The organism is Halosimplex halobium (assembly GCF_051414055.1).
Classification (GTDB): Archaea; Halobacteriota; Halobacteria; order Halobacteriales; family Haloarculaceae; genus Halosimplex; species Halosimplex halobium.
Genome location: NZ_JBLKNX010000002.1, coordinates 1 through 14,634, shown reverse-complemented (window position 1 = coordinate 14,634; position 14,634 = coordinate 1). Strand labels below are relative to the sequence as shown.

Here is a 14,634-nt window from a genome sequence, read left to right as displayed (position 1 = left end):
CGCGGCGGTGCGGAGAATACATCTGCCACACCGGCCGCTGGCACCGCCCGGCGCGTGTCGTCGAGAGCGATCGGGATGCGGGCGGCGCTTCAGGCGTGTTCGAGCCGGTAGGGCCAGTAGTCGGCCTCGCGCAGGGCCGCGCCGACGGCCTTGTGGAAGTCGGGGAAGTCCGCGAACTCCTCCTGGTCGACGTGCTCGAAGATCTCGGAGACGCTGACGACCGTCTCGTAGTCGATGCGGATCGGGTCGTCGCCGAACTCCGAGACGAACTCCGACTGCGTGAGCGGGAAGTCCTCGCCCTCGTCGATCTTCTTGGCGAGCACCGCCTGCCCGTACTTGCGGCGCCCCTCGCTGCCCTCGTCCCCGTCGGGGTCGTGCGGCCAGTCCATACCCGACACTGTGGTCGAATCGGGCAAAAGGATTTCTCTCTCCGCGCGACACTCGGCCCCACCCGGGCGCAAGACCCATACCGGTCGCCCGCGACGCTGGGCGCATGCCAGGCGCACGCGTCGCGAGCGGCGAGAGCGTCACGCTCCGGACCGTCGAGAACGAGGACGTGGCGTTTCTCCAGCGCGCGAGCGCGAATCCGGCGATCCGCTACCCGCTGGGCAACCCGCTCCGGACCCGCGAAGCGATCGACGTCGAGGAGGCGGACGGCACCGACCGGCTACTCGTCTGTCTCGACGGCGAGGACGCCGGCCCCGGGCGCCCCGACGAGGAGGACACACGCCGCATCGGTGCCGTGAGCGTCGAGGGCGTCGACTACCGCCGGCCGGAACTTGGCTACTGGCTGGTCCCCGAAGTCCACGGCCAGGAGTACGGCAAAGAGGCCGTCGGGCTGGCGGTCGACTACGCCTTCCGCTCGTACGACAAACCGGCGGTCGGCGCGGGGGCGTTCGACCACAACGACGCCTCGCGGGGGCTGCTGGAGTCGCTGGGCTTCGTCGCGGAGGGGCGGCGCCGGAAGTTCATGTTCGTCGACGGCGCCCACCGCGACGTGGTCCAGTACGGGCTGCTCCGCGAGGAGTGGCACGACGAGTGAGGCGGGCCCTGCTCTCCACGCGGCCGACCGTCGTCGGTGGCGTGTCGCGACCGGGGCGCTTAATCGGTTCAAACGCGTAGCCCGGGCGATGACAGACGCCGGAGCGACCGGTGACGCCGACGGTGCCGACCCGACCACGGACGGCCCGGCCTCGGGCGACCCGGGGGCGTTCGCCGCGCTGGGGTCGGAGGTCCGGGCGGCGCTCTCAGAGCGGGGGTTTTCGACGCCGACGGAGCCACAGCGGGAGGCGATCCCACCGCTGGTCGACGGCGAGGACGTCCTCGTCGTCGCGCCGACCGGGACCGGGAAGACCGAGACGGCGATGCTCCCAGTCCTCGACGCGCTGGAGGGCGAGGAGCGGTTCGGTATCGGCGCGCTGTACGTCACGCCGCTACGGGCCCTGAACCGGGACATGCGCGAGCGCCTGGAGTGGTGGGGCGAGCGGCTGGACCTCGACGTGCAGGTACGCCACGGCGACACGACGGACTACCAGCGCCAGCAGCAGGCCGACGACCCGCCGGACGTGCTGGTGACGACCCCCGAAACCCTGCAGGCGATGCTCACCGGGTCGAAGCTCCGGACCGCGCTCGCCGACGTGGACCACGTCGTCGTCGACGAGGTCCACGAACTCGCCGTCTCCAAACGGGGCGCCCAGCTGACCGTCGGGCTCGAACGGCTACTCGAACTCGCCGACGACTTCCAGCGGATCGGGCTCTCGGCGACCGTGGGCGACCCCGACGAGGTCGGCCGCTTCCTCACCGGCGACCGGGGCTGTTCGGTCGTCGAGATCGACGTGGGTAGCCGCCTCGACGTGCGCGTCCGCTCGCCCGAGGTCCGGGCGGAGGACGAACGCCTCGCCGGCGAGCTGATGACCGAACCCGACTTCGCAAGCCACGTCCGCTACATCACCGAACTCGTCGACGAGTACGAGTCGACGCTGATCTTCGTCAACACCCGCCAGCTCGCGGAGGCGCTGGGCTCGCGGTTCAAGGAACTCGACGCTGACATCGGTGTCCACCACGGCTCGCTGGCCAAGGACTCGCGCATCGAGGTCGAGGACCGATTCAAGGCGGGCGAACTGGACGGGCTGCTCTGCACCTCGTCGATGGAACTGGGCATCGACGTGGGCCACGTCGACCACGTGGTCCAGTACAACAGCCCGCGGCAGGTGACGCGGCTGCTCCAGCGGGTCGGCCGGGCGGGCCACCGCCGCGACCAGGTGTCCCGGGGGACCGTCGTGACGACCCACCCCGACGACACGCTGGAGGCGCTCGCCATCGCCCGCAAGGCCCGCGACGGAGAGGTCGAGTCCGCCGACATCCACGACGCCAGCTTAGACACCGTCGCCAACCAGATCGCAGGCCTCGTCATGGACTTCGGGGAGGTCCGGGCGATGCGGGCCTACGAGATCCTCACCCGGGCGTACCCGTTCCGCGACCTCGACGAGCGGGCGTTCAAGTCGGTGGTTCGGGAGTTAGCGGGGAACAAGGTCGTCTGGCTGGAGGAGGACACCGACGAGATCCAGAAGCGCAGCGGGACCTGGCAGTACTTCTACCACAACCTCTCGATGATCCCCGACGAGGCGACCTACACCGTCGAGGACGTGGCCAGCGGCCGCGACGTGGGGACCTTAGACGAGCGGTTCGTCGTCAACTTCGCGACGCCCGGCGAGATCTTCATCCAGCGCGGCGAGATGTGGCGCATCACCGAGATCGACGAGGAGGAGGAGACCGTCACCGTCTCGCCGGTCGAGGACCCCGGCGGCGAGGTCCCCTCGTGGACCGGCCAGGAGATCCCGGTCCCCTACGGCGTCGCCCAGGAGGTCGGCGAGATGCGGGCGATTGCGGGTCGACAGCTCCAGCAGGGGGCGTCCGTCGACTCGGTCGCCCGGGAGTTCACCGCCCGCTACGACGGCGACGAAGACACGATAGCGGTGGGGCTCGAACAGCTGGCCGACCACGACTCCGACCACCCGATCCCCACCGACGACACCATCCTGATCGAGTTCCGCGGGCGGGAACTCGTCGTCAACGCCGCGTTCGGCCACAAGATCAACGAGACGCTCGGGCGACTGCTCTCGGCGCTGCTGGGCCAGGCCACCGGCTCGTCGGTCGGGATGGAGATCGACCCCTACCGGATCGAACTGGAGGTGCCCCGCACCGCTTCGGCGACGGACGCCCTCGAAGTGCTCGAAGACACGGACCCCGACCACGTCGCGGAACTCGTCGAGCTCTCCCTGAAGAACGCCGACTCGCTGAAGTTCAAGGTCGCCCAGGTCGCGACGAAGTTCGGCGCGCTGAAGCGCTGGCGCGGCCGTGGGTCGAGCGACCGCTTCGGTCGCGACCGGCTGATGGACGCGCTGGAGGACACGCCGGTCTACGACGAGGCCGTCCGCGAGATCCTCCACGAGGAACTGGACGTGGACGGCGCGAGCGAGGTCCTCGAACGGATCCAGTCGGGCGACCTCTCGGTCGAGTTGCTCGGCGACCGGACCCCGATCGGCCTCGGCGGGCGCAGCGCCGGCCAGGAGCTGCTCTCGCCGGACCACGCCGACGCGAGCGTGATCCAGACAGTCAAGGAGCGGATCCGGAACGACCGGATGATCCTCTTCTGTCTCCACTGCCAGGACTGGAAGCGCAAGAAGCCGGTCAAGCGGGTCCGGGACCAGCCCGAGTGTCCCGAGTGTGGGTCCACCCGTATCGCCGCCCTCAATCCGTGGGCCGACGAGGTCGTCTCGGCCGTCAAGGCGACGGACAAGGACGACGAACAGGAGAGCGAGACCGAGAAGGCCTACAAGTCGGCAAGTCTCGTCCAGAGTCACGGCAAGCGTGCCGTGATCGCGCTGGCCGCCCGCGGCGTCGGCCCGCGCAACGCCGCCCGGATCATCAACAAGCTGCGGGAGGACGAGGACGAGTTCTACCGCGACATCCTCCGCCGCGAGCGGGAGTACGCCCGGACTCGGAGTTTCTGGGACTGAAGGGATTCTGGCCGACCGAGAGAGGTCCGGGACCGAGTGCCGCGTCTCGGCGGTTCGGTGGTCGGTCCGACACTGCTCCGCTCACGGCGACTCGTCGACCTCGACGACCGACGCCGACCCGTCGACGACCAGGCTGACGAGGCGCTCGCCCGTTTCGGGCGACTCGACGTCGATCCGGAGCCGGAGCGGGTCCTCCGAGAGGACGGTCGGCTGCTCGTTCTCGTGGGGGAGCTGGGCCTGGTCGCGCACGTCGATCCCCTCGTCGTAGTAGGCCGAGACCACGGCCGGATGCGGGGAGACCAGCGAGCCGACGAGCCCGCCGATCGGGTAACCGCACCGGTCGCACTCCGCGCGGAAGAGGTAGCGCTGGTCACCGAGTTCGTCCCCGAAGTCGGGGAGCTCCCGCGTGTCCACGATCTCGGCGGTCGTCTCGCCGTAACACTGCGGGCAGGTTCCCTCCCGCGCGAGCTCACCCACGTGTCGGTTGACCTGTCCGCCGATCACGAGTAGCTCGGACAGGTCGTGCTCGGCGGTCGCCCCCGGCGGGATGTCGCTGAGCCACCTGTGGGCTTCGGCCTCCCGGCAGTCGACGTACAGCAGCGAATCGCGGTACGACAGCGTGGCCCGGCCCTCGCAGACCGGACACTCGGCCTCGGCTGTCGTCTCCGGTTCGTCCCCGCTCGCGGCGTACGCGTTCGCGAGCAGCGACCCGACCAGTCTGAGCCCGGGTCGGGTGAGCCTGTATCCCTCGCCGGACTCCGTGACGAGCGATCCCGTGAGCCTGTCGAGATGGTAGTTGAACTGGCCCGAGTCGGCGGTACCGACGCGGGAGCGCAACTCCGAGAAGGAGAGCGCGCCGTCGGCGTCGGCCAGGCACCGCAGGATGCTCAGCCGCGTCTCGTTGCCGACGAGCGCGACCGCCTCGTCCGCGTCGACCCCGCCGGCGTCCGCTTCGTCGCTGGCCATACCGACCCGTTCGCGGTGCGGAACCCGTAGTGCTTTCGCCGCCCCGTCGGGGACGAGCGCATCGCCGAACCCGGCGACTGCGTCGGGTTTATTGCCGCCGGTCCCCGACTCCCCACGACCGAATGACGAGCTACTCAGTCGAACTCCCGGAGGGCGAGGAACAGGGGATCCGCATCGAGTGCGACGAACACGGCGAGTGGACGGAACTGCCGGCGGACCGCCGCAGCGGGGCCTTCTACTGCGAGGGTTGCGGCCGCGAACTCGAAGTCGGTCTCAACACCGAGGACTGGCGCGACCTCGCCGAGATGTGCTGAGCGTTGGCCCCGCACTGGGACCGACCGACGGACCGGCGGCGGCCGCTACGGCGGTCGGTAAGCGACCGCCGGCGGCCCCGCACTGACGCGGAACAAGCGGCGAATCTGTGGCGGACCGGCCCCTTTTTAGCCGGTGATGGCTAACAGGCGCGACAGTCGAACCCGTGAGCACAGACCAGGCGATCGACGCGGAGTACATCGAGCGGCACAGGGAGGAGATAGATCACCCGCTGTGGCAGCTGTTCATGCAGTTCGGCGACGGCCACCGTCGCTGGTTCGTCCTCGGCGTCCTCGCGAGCATCGGCTCGCGGTTCTTCTCGCTGGTGCCGCCCGTGATCCTCGGGCGGGCCATCGACGCGATCTTCCGGGACGACGCCGCCTTCACCCTGCCGTTCGTCCCCGCGAGCTGGCTCCCCGAGACGACGATGGGCCAGTTCTGGTTCGCCATCGGCACGATGGCCGTCGCGATGCTCGGGCAGGCGGTGCTGATCTTCACCCGTTCGACCTCGCTCAACCTGTTCTCCCACCGGGTGAAACACGAGGCCCGCACCGCCACCTACCAGCAGATGCAGCGGCTGGATATGAACTTCTTCAACGAGGTCCAGACCGGCGAACTCATCTCGATCCTCTCGAACGACACCAACCGGCTGGAGCAGTTCCTCGACTCGATGATGGGCGAGATGATCCAGCTGATCGTCCTCATGCTGGGGACGGCGGTCATCCTCCTGTGGATGAACCCGATGCTGTCGGTCGTGACGCTGACGGTCATCCCGCTGTCGGCGGTGTTCACCCTCTGGTACATGCGGCTGGCCGAGGAGCGCTACGCGGACATCCGCGAGTCGGTCGGCGACCTCAACTCGCGGCTGGAGAACAACCTCGGCGGCATCGAGGTCATCAAGACCTCCAACACCGAGGACTACGAGGACGAGCGCGTCAGGGACCACTCCTACCGCTACTTCAAGCTCGACTGGCTGGCGCTGCGGCTGAGCTTCGTCTACCGCCCTGGCCTGCGGGCGCTGACCTCCCTCGCGTTTATCGCGACGTTCGTCGTCGGCGGGATCTGGATCCTGAACGGCCCGCCGGGGCCGCTGTCGAACCAGCTGACGTTCATGGGCCAGACCTACGACACCACCCTCACCGTCGGGACGCTCGTCACGTTCCTCCTGCTAACCCAGCGGCTGGTCAACCCGCTCGCGCAGATGTCGAACATCATCGAGCGCTACGAGGACGCCAAGGCCTCGACCAAGCGCATCCTCGGGCTGATGAGCCTCCCGGTCCGCATCCAGGACAAACCCGAGGCGGTCGACCTCGGCGACGTGGCGGGCCACGTCGAGTACGACGGCGTGACCTTCAGCTACGACGAGGACGAGGTCGTCCTGGACGACATCGACATCGACGTCGAGCCCGGCGAGACGGTCGGGCTCGTCGGTCCCACGGGCGCCGGCAAGACGACGATCGTCAAGCTGCTCCTGCGCCTGTACGACGTTGACGAGGGGGCCGTCCGCGTCGACGGTCACGACGTGCGCGACGTGACGGTCTCCAGCCTGCGGGGGTCGATGGGCTACGTCGGCCAGGACAACTTCCTGTTCGACGGCACCGTGGCGGAGAACGTCAAGTACGGCCAGTTCGACGCCACCCGCGAGGAGGTGGTCGAGGCCTGCAAACGCGCCGAGGCCCACGACTTCATCCAGAAGCTCCCCGAGGGCTACGACACCGACATCGGCGAGCGGGGCGTGAAGCTGTCGGGCGGCCAGCGCCAGCGCGTCGCCGTCGCGCGGACCATCCTCCAGCACCCCGCGATCATGATCTTCGACGAGGCGACCTCGGCGGTCGACACCGAGACGGAGATGCTCATCCAGCGCTCCATCGACGAACTCGCCGCCGACCGCACGACCTTCATCATCGCCCACCGGCTCTCGACGGTCCGGGACGCCGACACCATCCTCGTCATCGACGACGGGGAGATCGTCGAGCGGGGTACCCACGACGAGTTGCTCGACGGCGACGGCCTCTACGCCAACCTCTGGCGGGTCCAGGCCGGCGAGATCGAGGACCTCCCCGAGGAGTTCGTCGAGCAAGCCAGCGAACGCGTCGCCCAGCAGGCCCTCGACGCCGCCGAGGACGACTGACGACGCGCCGCTCCCAACCGGCGCTATTGTATCTGGGAACACATTTCTTTCCAACACTTCCGGGGGCGTCGAACGATATCGGATTAGAGGCGCTAAAAGCGCCAGTCAGCGCGATTTCTATCAGTTCCGATAGTGTCGATGAAAAGTCCAGAATACGGTAGCATCTCCGATACTTATAATCATCGATAAACAAGATGGGGCGACGCCGGCCCGGGTGACGCGGCAGCGGTGCGAGCGCGGATGACCCCCGGCCCGACCAGACCCGACTGAACCATGATCGGCACTGACCCTTTCTGTCCGGAGAGCGGTGCGCCACTCTCGCGGGACAGACACTACGACGAGACGGGCAGGGGCAAGCGGGCGGTGACCACGACCGACCGGTCCGCCGCGGCGGGGACGGCCGGGGAGCTGACCAACGGCGCCGTCAGGTCGGCTCGGACGGCGCTGCTCACCTACTTCGAGCGGTGCCACCGCCGACACGCCGACGCGGACGAGGAGCTGTACCGTCGCGCCGCCGTCGCGCTGCGACGGCTGAAATCCGGCGCCAGCGGGCGCCAGGAGTGGGACGTTCACGTCTGGTTCGCCCTCAAACACCGGCTGGCCTCGACGAGCCACGGGGTCGAGTGGATGAACGACCACGCGACGTTGCGGTGTCCGGAGTGTGCCGGCCGGCTCCGCTACCGGCGCACGCCCGGGTGCGTCGTCGCCACCTGCGGGGTGAACTGCGACGGCGCCGACGGCGACGCGCTGGCCGCGATCCGCGAGACCGTCGCGTCGCTGTACGCGACCGCGTTCGACGACGACCCGCCGGACACCGGCGAGATACTGCAGTTCTGACGCCGCGACCGCGCGGCGGTCCCCGGCCGATCCGCGTCGTCGAGGCCGGTCGCTCCAGCCCGTTCGGCCAGGGGGCCGGCCAGGGGACGGGACGGCGGCGGCGGTCGCGGGACGACTCATTCCACATGACAGAGCAGAACGATCCGGGCGACTCGCCCGCCGGCGACGACGGGTCCGGCCTGGGCGGGTCGCTCCCGATAGATGCACAGGACGGCCTCGAACGGGCGTTCGTGGTCGAAGACGATCTGCGAGCCGTCGAAGTACTCGTGCTGGACCCGGACACGTTCCAGCAGGTCGTGGGTGTCCTCCGCGAGTTTGACCTCGACTACGTCGTCACGGACCGGACCGACGGCGACGGGACCTCGGTCGTTCGCTTCCCGCTGCCGGCACAGACCGTCGAACACGTCCAGGACCGCTTCGAGGCGATGGGGATCGACGACGACCTCTACACCGTCGTCGTCGACCCGGAAGTGATCATCTCCGACCGCTTCGACGGCCCGACCGAACCGTACCACGAGGTGAAGGGGCTGGGCTACCAGGGCATCTCCCGGACGGAGCTGCAGGGCAAGACCGCCGACCTGCTCCCGGACCTGAGCATCTACGTCCTGCTGACGGTCATCAGTTCGCTCGTCGCGACGGCGGGCGTCCTGCTCAACTCCGTCGGCGTGCTCATCGGGTCGATGGTCATCGCCCCGCTGATCGGCCCCATCGTCGCCACGGCGGTCGGCACCGTCGTCAACGACGACCGGCTGTTCGCCAAGAGCATCAGGTACCAGCTCCTCGGGACCGGCGCCGGGCTGGTCAGTGCGACCGTGTTCGCCACGCTCGTCAGGTTCAGTTCCCTGGTCTCGCCCGGCTTCGAGATCGGCGCGCTACTCAGTCTCAGCAGCCACACGGCGCCGAACCTCCTCCTGCTGGTCGTCGCGCTCGGCGCCGGGTTCGCCGGCGCCCTGAGCCTCTCGACCGGCGGGACCATCGACCTGGTCGGCGTCATGATCGCCGCGGCCATCATGCCGCCGATCGGGATCGCCGGCGTCGCCGTCGCCTGGTGGGCGACCGGGATCGTCGTCGGGTCGCTGGCGGTCGTCTCGATGAACCTCTTCGCCGTCACGCTCGCGGCCGTGATCAGCCTCTGGTACCTGGGCTACCACCCCGAGAGCCTCGAGGCGCTGCGCCGGGCGCGCAGGGTGATGCTGACGAGAGTCCTCGTCCTCGCCGCCGCCATCGCCGTCTCCGCGACGGTCCTCGCGCACGTCTCCGGCGCCGAACTGCCGGTCCTGGCGGTGGTAGCGTGACGACCGACGCTGGGCGCTCGTCCGAACCGACCGACGCCGAGCGCCCGTCCAATCGGACCGACGACGGCCACCCCGTCGTCCGCGCCGCGGCGCTCGCGGTCGGGGTGGTCTGGTTCGCCCTCAGAGTGGTCGTCGCCGGGGGCGTCGTCGCGGCGAGGCTCGCCGCCGATCCGGAGCGGCGCGCCCGGGCCCGGCGGTGGCTCCTGCTCTCGGGGAACCGCTGGCGGATCGTCGCGCTCATGGTCGGCGCCGTCGGTCTCGGCACCTTCCTGCTGAGTCTCGCCGGCGTCGTCGGCGTCGCCGAGGGGTCGTTCGTCGCGACGGCCTTCGGCGCGGTCATCTCGGGGCTGTTCTCGTTCGTGCCGATCGTCGTCGCCGTCAACCAGCTCACCGTCTCCCGGCTGTTCGGCTCGCCCGGGCAGGTCCGCGAGGAGGTCGACGACGTGGCCGCGTTCCGCCGCGAGTTCGAGCGCGACCACCCCGAGGTGTCGGTGAGCCCGACCGAACCGGCGCCGTTCCTCGGCCTCGCCGTCGCGGTGGTCGCCGACCAGGCCGACGCGCTCGCCGACGCCGTCGACTCCCTGGAGGGTCGCCCCCGGGCCGCCGTCGACGCCTACGTCGACCTCGTTCGCACCCAGGTCGCCGACGTGCGGGCCCACCTCGACGGGAGCCACCAGCGGCTCATCGAGGTCCTCCCGCCGATGATGGGCGACAGCTACTCCCGGAACGTCACCGACGCCCGCCGTATCCGCGAGCGCTACGCCGACGAGCTGCCCGGCGCCGCCCGGGAGGGGCTGGCCGAGCTGGAGGAGTCGTTCGTCGCGCTGGACGTGCTGCGCCAGTACTTCAAGGCGCTGTATCTCACCCAGGAGCTGTCGTACCTCTCCCGGTTCATCGGCTACACCGGGGTCGGCGCGTTCCTCGTCGCGACGCTGGTCATCATGACCTTCGCCAGCGGCCAGCCGCTCGGCGGCCACCCGGTCCTGCTGGACGGCCTGCTCAGCCTCGCGGTCGCGGCCGTGTTCGTTCCGTTCGCGGTGTTGCTCTCCTTTCTTCTCCGGGTCGCGACCATCGCCAAGCGGACCGCGGCGCCGGGGACGTTCACACCCCGGCGCGAGACACCGGAGTACGCCACCCACCGGGACGGCGGCGACCTGCCGAGCCGTGACTGACCGACGGACTCCACTCACAGCGCCATGACACGACACACGTCTCACCGGTCGGCCGGGGCTCCCGCGCCCGCCGTCCGACCGGCGACCACCGACCGGCTGGACCGACCACCGCCGCGCCGACGGTCCACCGCCGACAGCCCGCCACCGACCGCACCGCCGACCGACCGAGAGCGACCGGCCGCGACGAACCGCGGCCACAGCGCGACCGCGGGGCCGCGTGCCCCGCCGACCAGTTCATCCATGTCCACACACGCACGACTCCGAGAGTACCGAGACCGACTCACCGACGCGGTGGTGCCCGACCGGGTCCCGCCAGCACCGGTCGGCGTGACCCTCGTCACGCTGGCCCTCTGGACCGCTATCCTCGGCGGGTTCCTCCCGCTCCCCGCGACGGACGGACCGATGAGCGCACCGGGTGTCTTCGAGGCGATGGGCACCTCCAGCGGCCTCGCCGGTGCCCTCGCCTATCTGCTCGCCTGGGGAACGATGATGTCGGCGATGATGTACCCGGCCATGCTCCCGCTCGTCCGCCGGTACACCCGCGAGTCCGCGACCGACGGCTGGGGCGCCGGCGCGGGCGTCGCCGCCCTGCTGGTCGCCTACAGCTCGGTCTGGACCGCCGCGGGAATCGTCCCCCTGCTCGTCGACGCCGTCGTCGGCATCCGCGGGCTGGCGGCCGCCCAGGGCCCGCTCCTGGTCGGCGGCCTCGGCCTGTTCGTCGCCTGGTACCAGCGGACCGACCACAAGCGCTCGGCGCTGCGGGCGTGCTGTGGTTCGGTCTCGTTCGACGGCGACACCCTCTCCGTCGAGCAGGGCGCGCGCAAGGGCATCGAACACGGGATCGAGTGCGTCCGCGCCACGTGGCCGCTGTTCGCGCTGCTGGTCGTCGCCGGTTCGATGAACCCCGTCGTCATGCTCGGGCTGACGCTCGTCGTCGCCGCCGAGCGGTTCCCGCCCTGGGAGGAGGAGATGGCGACAGCGGTCGGCGTCGCCGCCGGCGTCGGCGGCCTGGCCGTCCTGCTCGTCCCGGGACTGCTCCCCTGAGATGGCCCCCGACCGACCCGCCGCCGACCCGCCCGGTCGCGACCGGCTCGCCGCCGACCGACTCAGCTCCGACCGGTTCACCCGGCGGGAGTTCCTGGCGACGGCCGGGTCCGCCGCCGCGGCCGTCGGTCTCGCGGGCTGTGGCAACCGGACCGTCCCCCACGGCTGGCTCGACGTGGGCGCGCCCGTCGACGGCGCGCTCCGCGACGTGGCCGTCACGACCGCCGGCCCCCACGCCGTCGGCGAGGGCGGCGCCGTCGTCTCCCGGCGGGGGGACGCCTGGCGGACCGTCCTCGGGAACGGCCCCGCGGGACAGGGAAACGGCCTGCACGGCGTCGCCGTCACCGACGACGGCCGCCGGGTCTGGCTGGCCGGCGAGAGCGGCGCCGCGGGCGCCTACGACCCCGTCTCGGACACGCTGACGGACGTATCCGGCCCCGCGGGCCACACGAGCACCTGGACCGACGTGGCCGTCGCCGGCCGCGCCGGCTCCGAGCGGGTCGCGCTGCTCGACGGCTCCGGCGAGGTGCTCCCCGGACGCGCCCGCCAGGGCACCGTCCGCTGGGGGGAACTCACCAAGCCGACCGGCGGCGAGCCCGGCACCGCCGTCGACGCGGTCGGGCGGACGACCGTCGTCACCGACGCCGCCGGCGGCGTCTACGGCCACACCGGCCCGGTCGCCCCGGCCGAGCGCGACGAGCCCGGCTGGACGACGATGGGCCTGCGCGGCGTCGAGACGGCGCTCCGGGACGTGGTCGCGATGGAACCGGACCTGATAACCGCCGTCACCGACGACGGCGCCGCCTTCGACTACGACGGCTACGGCTGGTTCCGCACGCCGGTCGCAGACGGGGCGCTCCACGCGGTCGACCGCCGCGCCGACGACGCGCTGACCGCCGGCGTCGACGGCGCCGTCTACGAACTCGCCGACCACTCCTGGCAGGAGGCGGACACGCCGACCGGGGCGACGTTCCACGGCTGCGCGCTCGGCACCGACGCCTACGCCGACGTTGCCGTCGGCGCGAACGGCACCGTCATCGAGCGGTTCGGCTGAGCGCCGTCACGGCGTCCGTCCGCGCGAGTTCCGGGGACAGTCCCGGCCGCGGGAGCGTCTCGCCCCCTTACGTGGGCGCCGACACTACCCGGGGTGCAATGGCCGAACACACGATCCCGGTCGACGGCATGACCTGCGCGAACTGCGAGCGGACGGTCGCCTCGGCCGTCTCCTGCGTCGCCGGCGTCGAGTCGGTGGAGGCCGACGCCGACGCCGGACGCGTCACCGTCGACTGTCACGAGGACTGCTGCCCGACCGTCCGCGACTGCATCGCCGGCCTCGGCTTCGACGTGCCCGACGAGGAGTGACGGGTCGAACCGGCCGACGGGGCTCGCGCGAACCGACCGACTGACCGACCCGCATCGACCGACTGACCGACCCGCATCGACCGACTGGCCGACCCGCATCGACCGACTGACCGACCCGCATCGACCGACCGCCGGCCGACGGCCGCCGTCGCCGTTCGGCGCAGGCGGTCGAACCGCCGTTCACCCCGCGGTCGCCGGCGTCGCCGGGCGACCGCCCACCCTTCCATGTCGCTCACCGACGCCACACTCAGAGCCGTCGCACTGGTCGCGGAGATGACCTGGGACACCTGGTGGGCGCTGGTGCTGGGGTTCACGCTCTCGGGCGCCGTGGAGGCGTTCGTCGGCGAGGACCGCATGACCCGCGCCCTCGGCGGCGACGGCTGGCGCGAGGTCGGCCTCGGCGCCGCGCTCGGCGCCGCCTCCTCGTCGTGTTCCTACTCGGCGGTCGGCACGACGAAGACGCTGTTCAAGAAGGGCGGCTCCGGCGTCGCCACGCTCGGCGCGTTCATGTTCGCCAGCACCGACCTCGTGGTCGAGCTCGGCTTCGTCCTCTGGGTGCTGCTCGGCTGGCAGTTCGTCGTCGGCGAGTACCTCGGCGGCGTCGTCGCCGTCCTCGTGCTCGCCGTCGTCTTCCGCCGTGTGATTCCCGACTCGTGGGTCGAGGACGCTCGCGAGCACGTCCGGGCGACCGACGGCGCCGCCTGCCCGGCCTGCTCGGCTGAGGTCGACCCGACCGACCCCGACGCCGTCCGCATCGAGACCGGCGCCGGCGTCGAGTTCGCCTGCTGTGGCGGCTGCCGCCGCGTCTACGAGGCGCGGTCGGCCGACTCGGACGACACCCGTCTGCGGGACCGCGTGCGCTCGCGGGCGGGCTGGGCGAGCGCCGCCCGCGCGACGATGAAAGACTGGGAGATGGTCTGGCGCGACGTGGCGCTGGGGTTCGTCGTCGCCGGCCTCGTCGGCGGGTTCGTCCCCGACGCCTGGTGGGCGGCCGCCGTCCCGGAGGGAACGGGGCTGGCCGCCGTCACCGCCGCGACGGTCGTCGCCGTGGCCGTCGGCGCCGCGACGTTCATGTGCTCGGTCGGGAACGTCCCGTTCGCGCTCGTGCTCTGGACCCACGGCGTCCCCTTCGGGGCCGTCCTCTCCTTTATCTACGCCGACCTGCTGATCCCGCCGCTCGTTCGCCTCTACCGCGAGTACTACGGGATCCGGATGGCCGCGACGCTCACCGCCGCGCTCGCTGTCGCCGCCGTCGTCGCCGGCGTCGTCGTCCACTACGTCGCCGGCGGCCTCGGCATCGTCCCGCCCGCCGGCGAGGTCGGCGGCACCGTCCCCGGCGGCTACACGCTCGCGCTGAACGCCCTCGCGACGCCGGTCGCGCTCGCCCAGGTGACGGTCACCTACGGGCTCGACGCCGTGCGCGCGCGGACGGCCGCCGCGATCCGGACCGCCGACGACCGCGGGCGGGCCGCGCTCCGCGTGGCCGGCGGCGGGGT

The 14,634-nt window shown here is 71.1% G+C and carries 13 protein-coding genes; 11 read left to right on the top strand and 2 right to left on the bottom strand.

Annotated elements, in window-relative coordinates; genetic code table 11:
• Positions 1–89: 89 nt before the first annotated feature.
• A complete protein-coding gene (locus ACMGFG_RS02565; protein WP_436910470.1) occupies positions 90–389 on the bottom strand; it encodes a DUF5785 family protein in 300 nt (99 codons plus the stop codon).
• Between the two features lie 104 nt (positions 390–493).
• On the opposite strand from ACMGFG_RS02565, the gene ACMGFG_RS02560 reads away from it, so the two are divergent.
• Together ACMGFG_RS02560 and ACMGFG_RS02555 are read left to right on the top strand one after the other, a co-directional pair.
• A complete protein-coding gene (locus ACMGFG_RS02560; protein ID WP_436928790.1) occupies positions 494–1,042 on the top strand; it encodes a GNAT family N-acetyltransferase in 549 nt (182 codons plus the stop codon).
• A gap of 88 nt (positions 1,043–1,130) precedes the next feature.
• Positions 1,131–4,019: a DEAD/DEAH box helicase gene (locus tag ACMGFG_RS02555; protein WP_436928789.1), complete on the top strand. Its 2,889-nt coding sequence runs from the start codon at positions 1,131–1,133 to the stop codon at positions 4,017–4,019.
• Between the two features lie 81 nt (positions 4,020–4,100).
• On the opposite strand, the gene ACMGFG_RS02550 is transcribed toward ACMGFG_RS02555, so the two are convergent.
• Positions 4,101–4,985: an ArsR/SmtB family transcription factor gene (locus ACMGFG_RS02550; protein WP_436928788.1), complete on the bottom strand. Its 885-nt coding sequence runs from the start codon at positions 4,983–4,985 to the stop codon at positions 4,101–4,103.
• 122 nt (positions 4,986–5,107) lie between these two features.
• Between ACMGFG_RS02550 and ACMGFG_RS02545 the strand changes: the two genes are divergently transcribed.
• The 9 genes from ACMGFG_RS02545 to ACMGFG_RS02505 all read left to right on the top strand — a co-directional run.
• Positions 5,108–5,299 carry a hypothetical protein gene (locus ACMGFG_RS02545; RefSeq protein ID WP_436928787.1) on the top strand — a complete coding sequence of 64 codons (192 nt, stop codon included), beginning with the start codon at positions 5,108–5,110 and terminating at the stop codon, positions 5,297–5,299.
• A gap of 164 nt (positions 5,300–5,463) precedes the next feature.
• Positions 5,464–7,428: an ABC transporter ATP-binding protein gene (locus ACMGFG_RS02540; protein ID WP_436928786.1), complete on the top strand. Its 1,965-nt coding sequence runs from the start codon at positions 5,464–5,466 to the stop codon at positions 7,426–7,428.
• 273 nt (positions 7,429–7,701) lie between these two features.
• Positions 7,702–8,265, top strand: a complete 564-nt coding sequence (locus ACMGFG_RS02535) for a hypothetical protein (RefSeq protein WP_436928785.1) — start codon at positions 7,702–7,704, stop codon at positions 8,263–8,265.
• 125 nt (positions 8,266–8,390) lie between these two features.
• The gene (locus ACMGFG_RS02530) at positions 8,391–9,560 is read left to right on the top strand and encodes a TIGR00341 family protein (protein WP_436928784.1); all 1,170 of its coding nucleotides are present in this window, start codon (positions 8,391–8,393) and stop codon (positions 9,558–9,560) included.
• Positions 9,557–10,732, top strand: a complete 1,176-nt coding sequence (locus ACMGFG_RS02525; RefSeq protein WP_436928783.1) for a DUF7972 family membrane protein — start codon at positions 9,557–9,559, stop codon at positions 10,730–10,732. The genes ACMGFG_RS02530 and ACMGFG_RS02525 overlap by 4 nt, the downstream gene beginning before the upstream one ends.
• Before the next feature lie 240 nt (positions 10,733–10,972).
• Complete coding sequence (locus ACMGFG_RS02520; RefSeq protein ID WP_436928782.1) at positions 10,973–11,776, top strand: copper chaperone; 804 nt, start codon at positions 10,973–10,975, stop codon at positions 11,774–11,776.
• A gap of 1 nt (position 11,777) precedes the next feature.
• Positions 11,778–12,830: a twin-arginine translocation signal domain-containing protein gene (locus ACMGFG_RS02515; RefSeq protein ID WP_436928781.1), complete on the top strand. Its 1,053-nt coding sequence runs from the start codon at positions 11,778–11,780 to the stop codon at positions 12,828–12,830.
• 98 nt (positions 12,831–12,928) lie between these two features.
• Positions 12,929–13,138: a heavy-metal-associated domain-containing protein gene (locus tag ACMGFG_RS02510; RefSeq protein ID WP_436928780.1), complete on the top strand. Its 210-nt coding sequence runs from the start codon at positions 12,929–12,931 to the stop codon at positions 13,136–13,138.
• Between the two features lie 225 nt (positions 13,139–13,363).
• A partial coding sequence (locus ACMGFG_RS02505; protein WP_436928779.1) for a permease occupies positions 13,364–14,634 on the top strand: 1,271 nt, incomplete at its 3' end.

What these genes read in the sequence shown, in the direction of transcription:
- ACMGFG_RS02565 (WP_436910470.1), bottom strand. Translation starts at nt 389, where the DNA reads ATGGACTGGCCGCACGACCCCGACGGGGACGAGGGCAGCGAGGGGCGC.
- ACMGFG_RS02560 (WP_436928790.1), top strand. Translation starts at nt 494, where the DNA reads ATGCCAGGCGCACGCGTCGCGAGCGGCGAGAGCGTCACGCTCCGGACC.
- ACMGFG_RS02555 (WP_436928789.1), top strand. Translation starts at nt 1,131, where the DNA reads ATGACAGACGCCGGAGCGACCGGTGACGCCGACGGTGCCGACCCGACC.
- ACMGFG_RS02550 (WP_436928788.1), bottom strand. Translation starts at nt 4,985, where the DNA reads ATGGCCAGCGACGAAGCGGACGCCGGCGGGGTCGACGCGGACGAGGCG.
- ACMGFG_RS02545 (WP_436928787.1), top strand. Translation starts at nt 5,108, where the DNA reads ATGACGAGCTACTCAGTCGAACTCCCGGAGGGCGAGGAACAGGGGATC.
- ACMGFG_RS02535 (WP_436928785.1), top strand. Translation starts at nt 7,702, where the DNA reads ATGATCGGCACTGACCCTTTCTGTCCGGAGAGCGGTGCGCCACTCTCG.
- ACMGFG_RS02530 (WP_436928784.1), top strand. Translation starts at nt 8,391, where the DNA reads ATGACAGAGCAGAACGATCCGGGCGACTCGCCCGCCGGCGACGACGGG.
- ACMGFG_RS02520 (WP_436928782.1), top strand. Translation starts at nt 10,973, where the DNA reads ATGTCCACACACGCACGACTCCGAGAGTACCGAGACCGACTCACCGAC.
- ACMGFG_RS02515 (WP_436928781.1), top strand. Translation starts at nt 11,778, where the DNA reads ATGGCCCCCGACCGACCCGCCGCCGACCCGCCCGGTCGCGACCGGCTC.
- ACMGFG_RS02510 (WP_436928780.1), top strand. Translation starts at nt 12,929, where the DNA reads ATGGCCGAACACACGATCCCGGTCGACGGCATGACCTGCGCGAACTGC.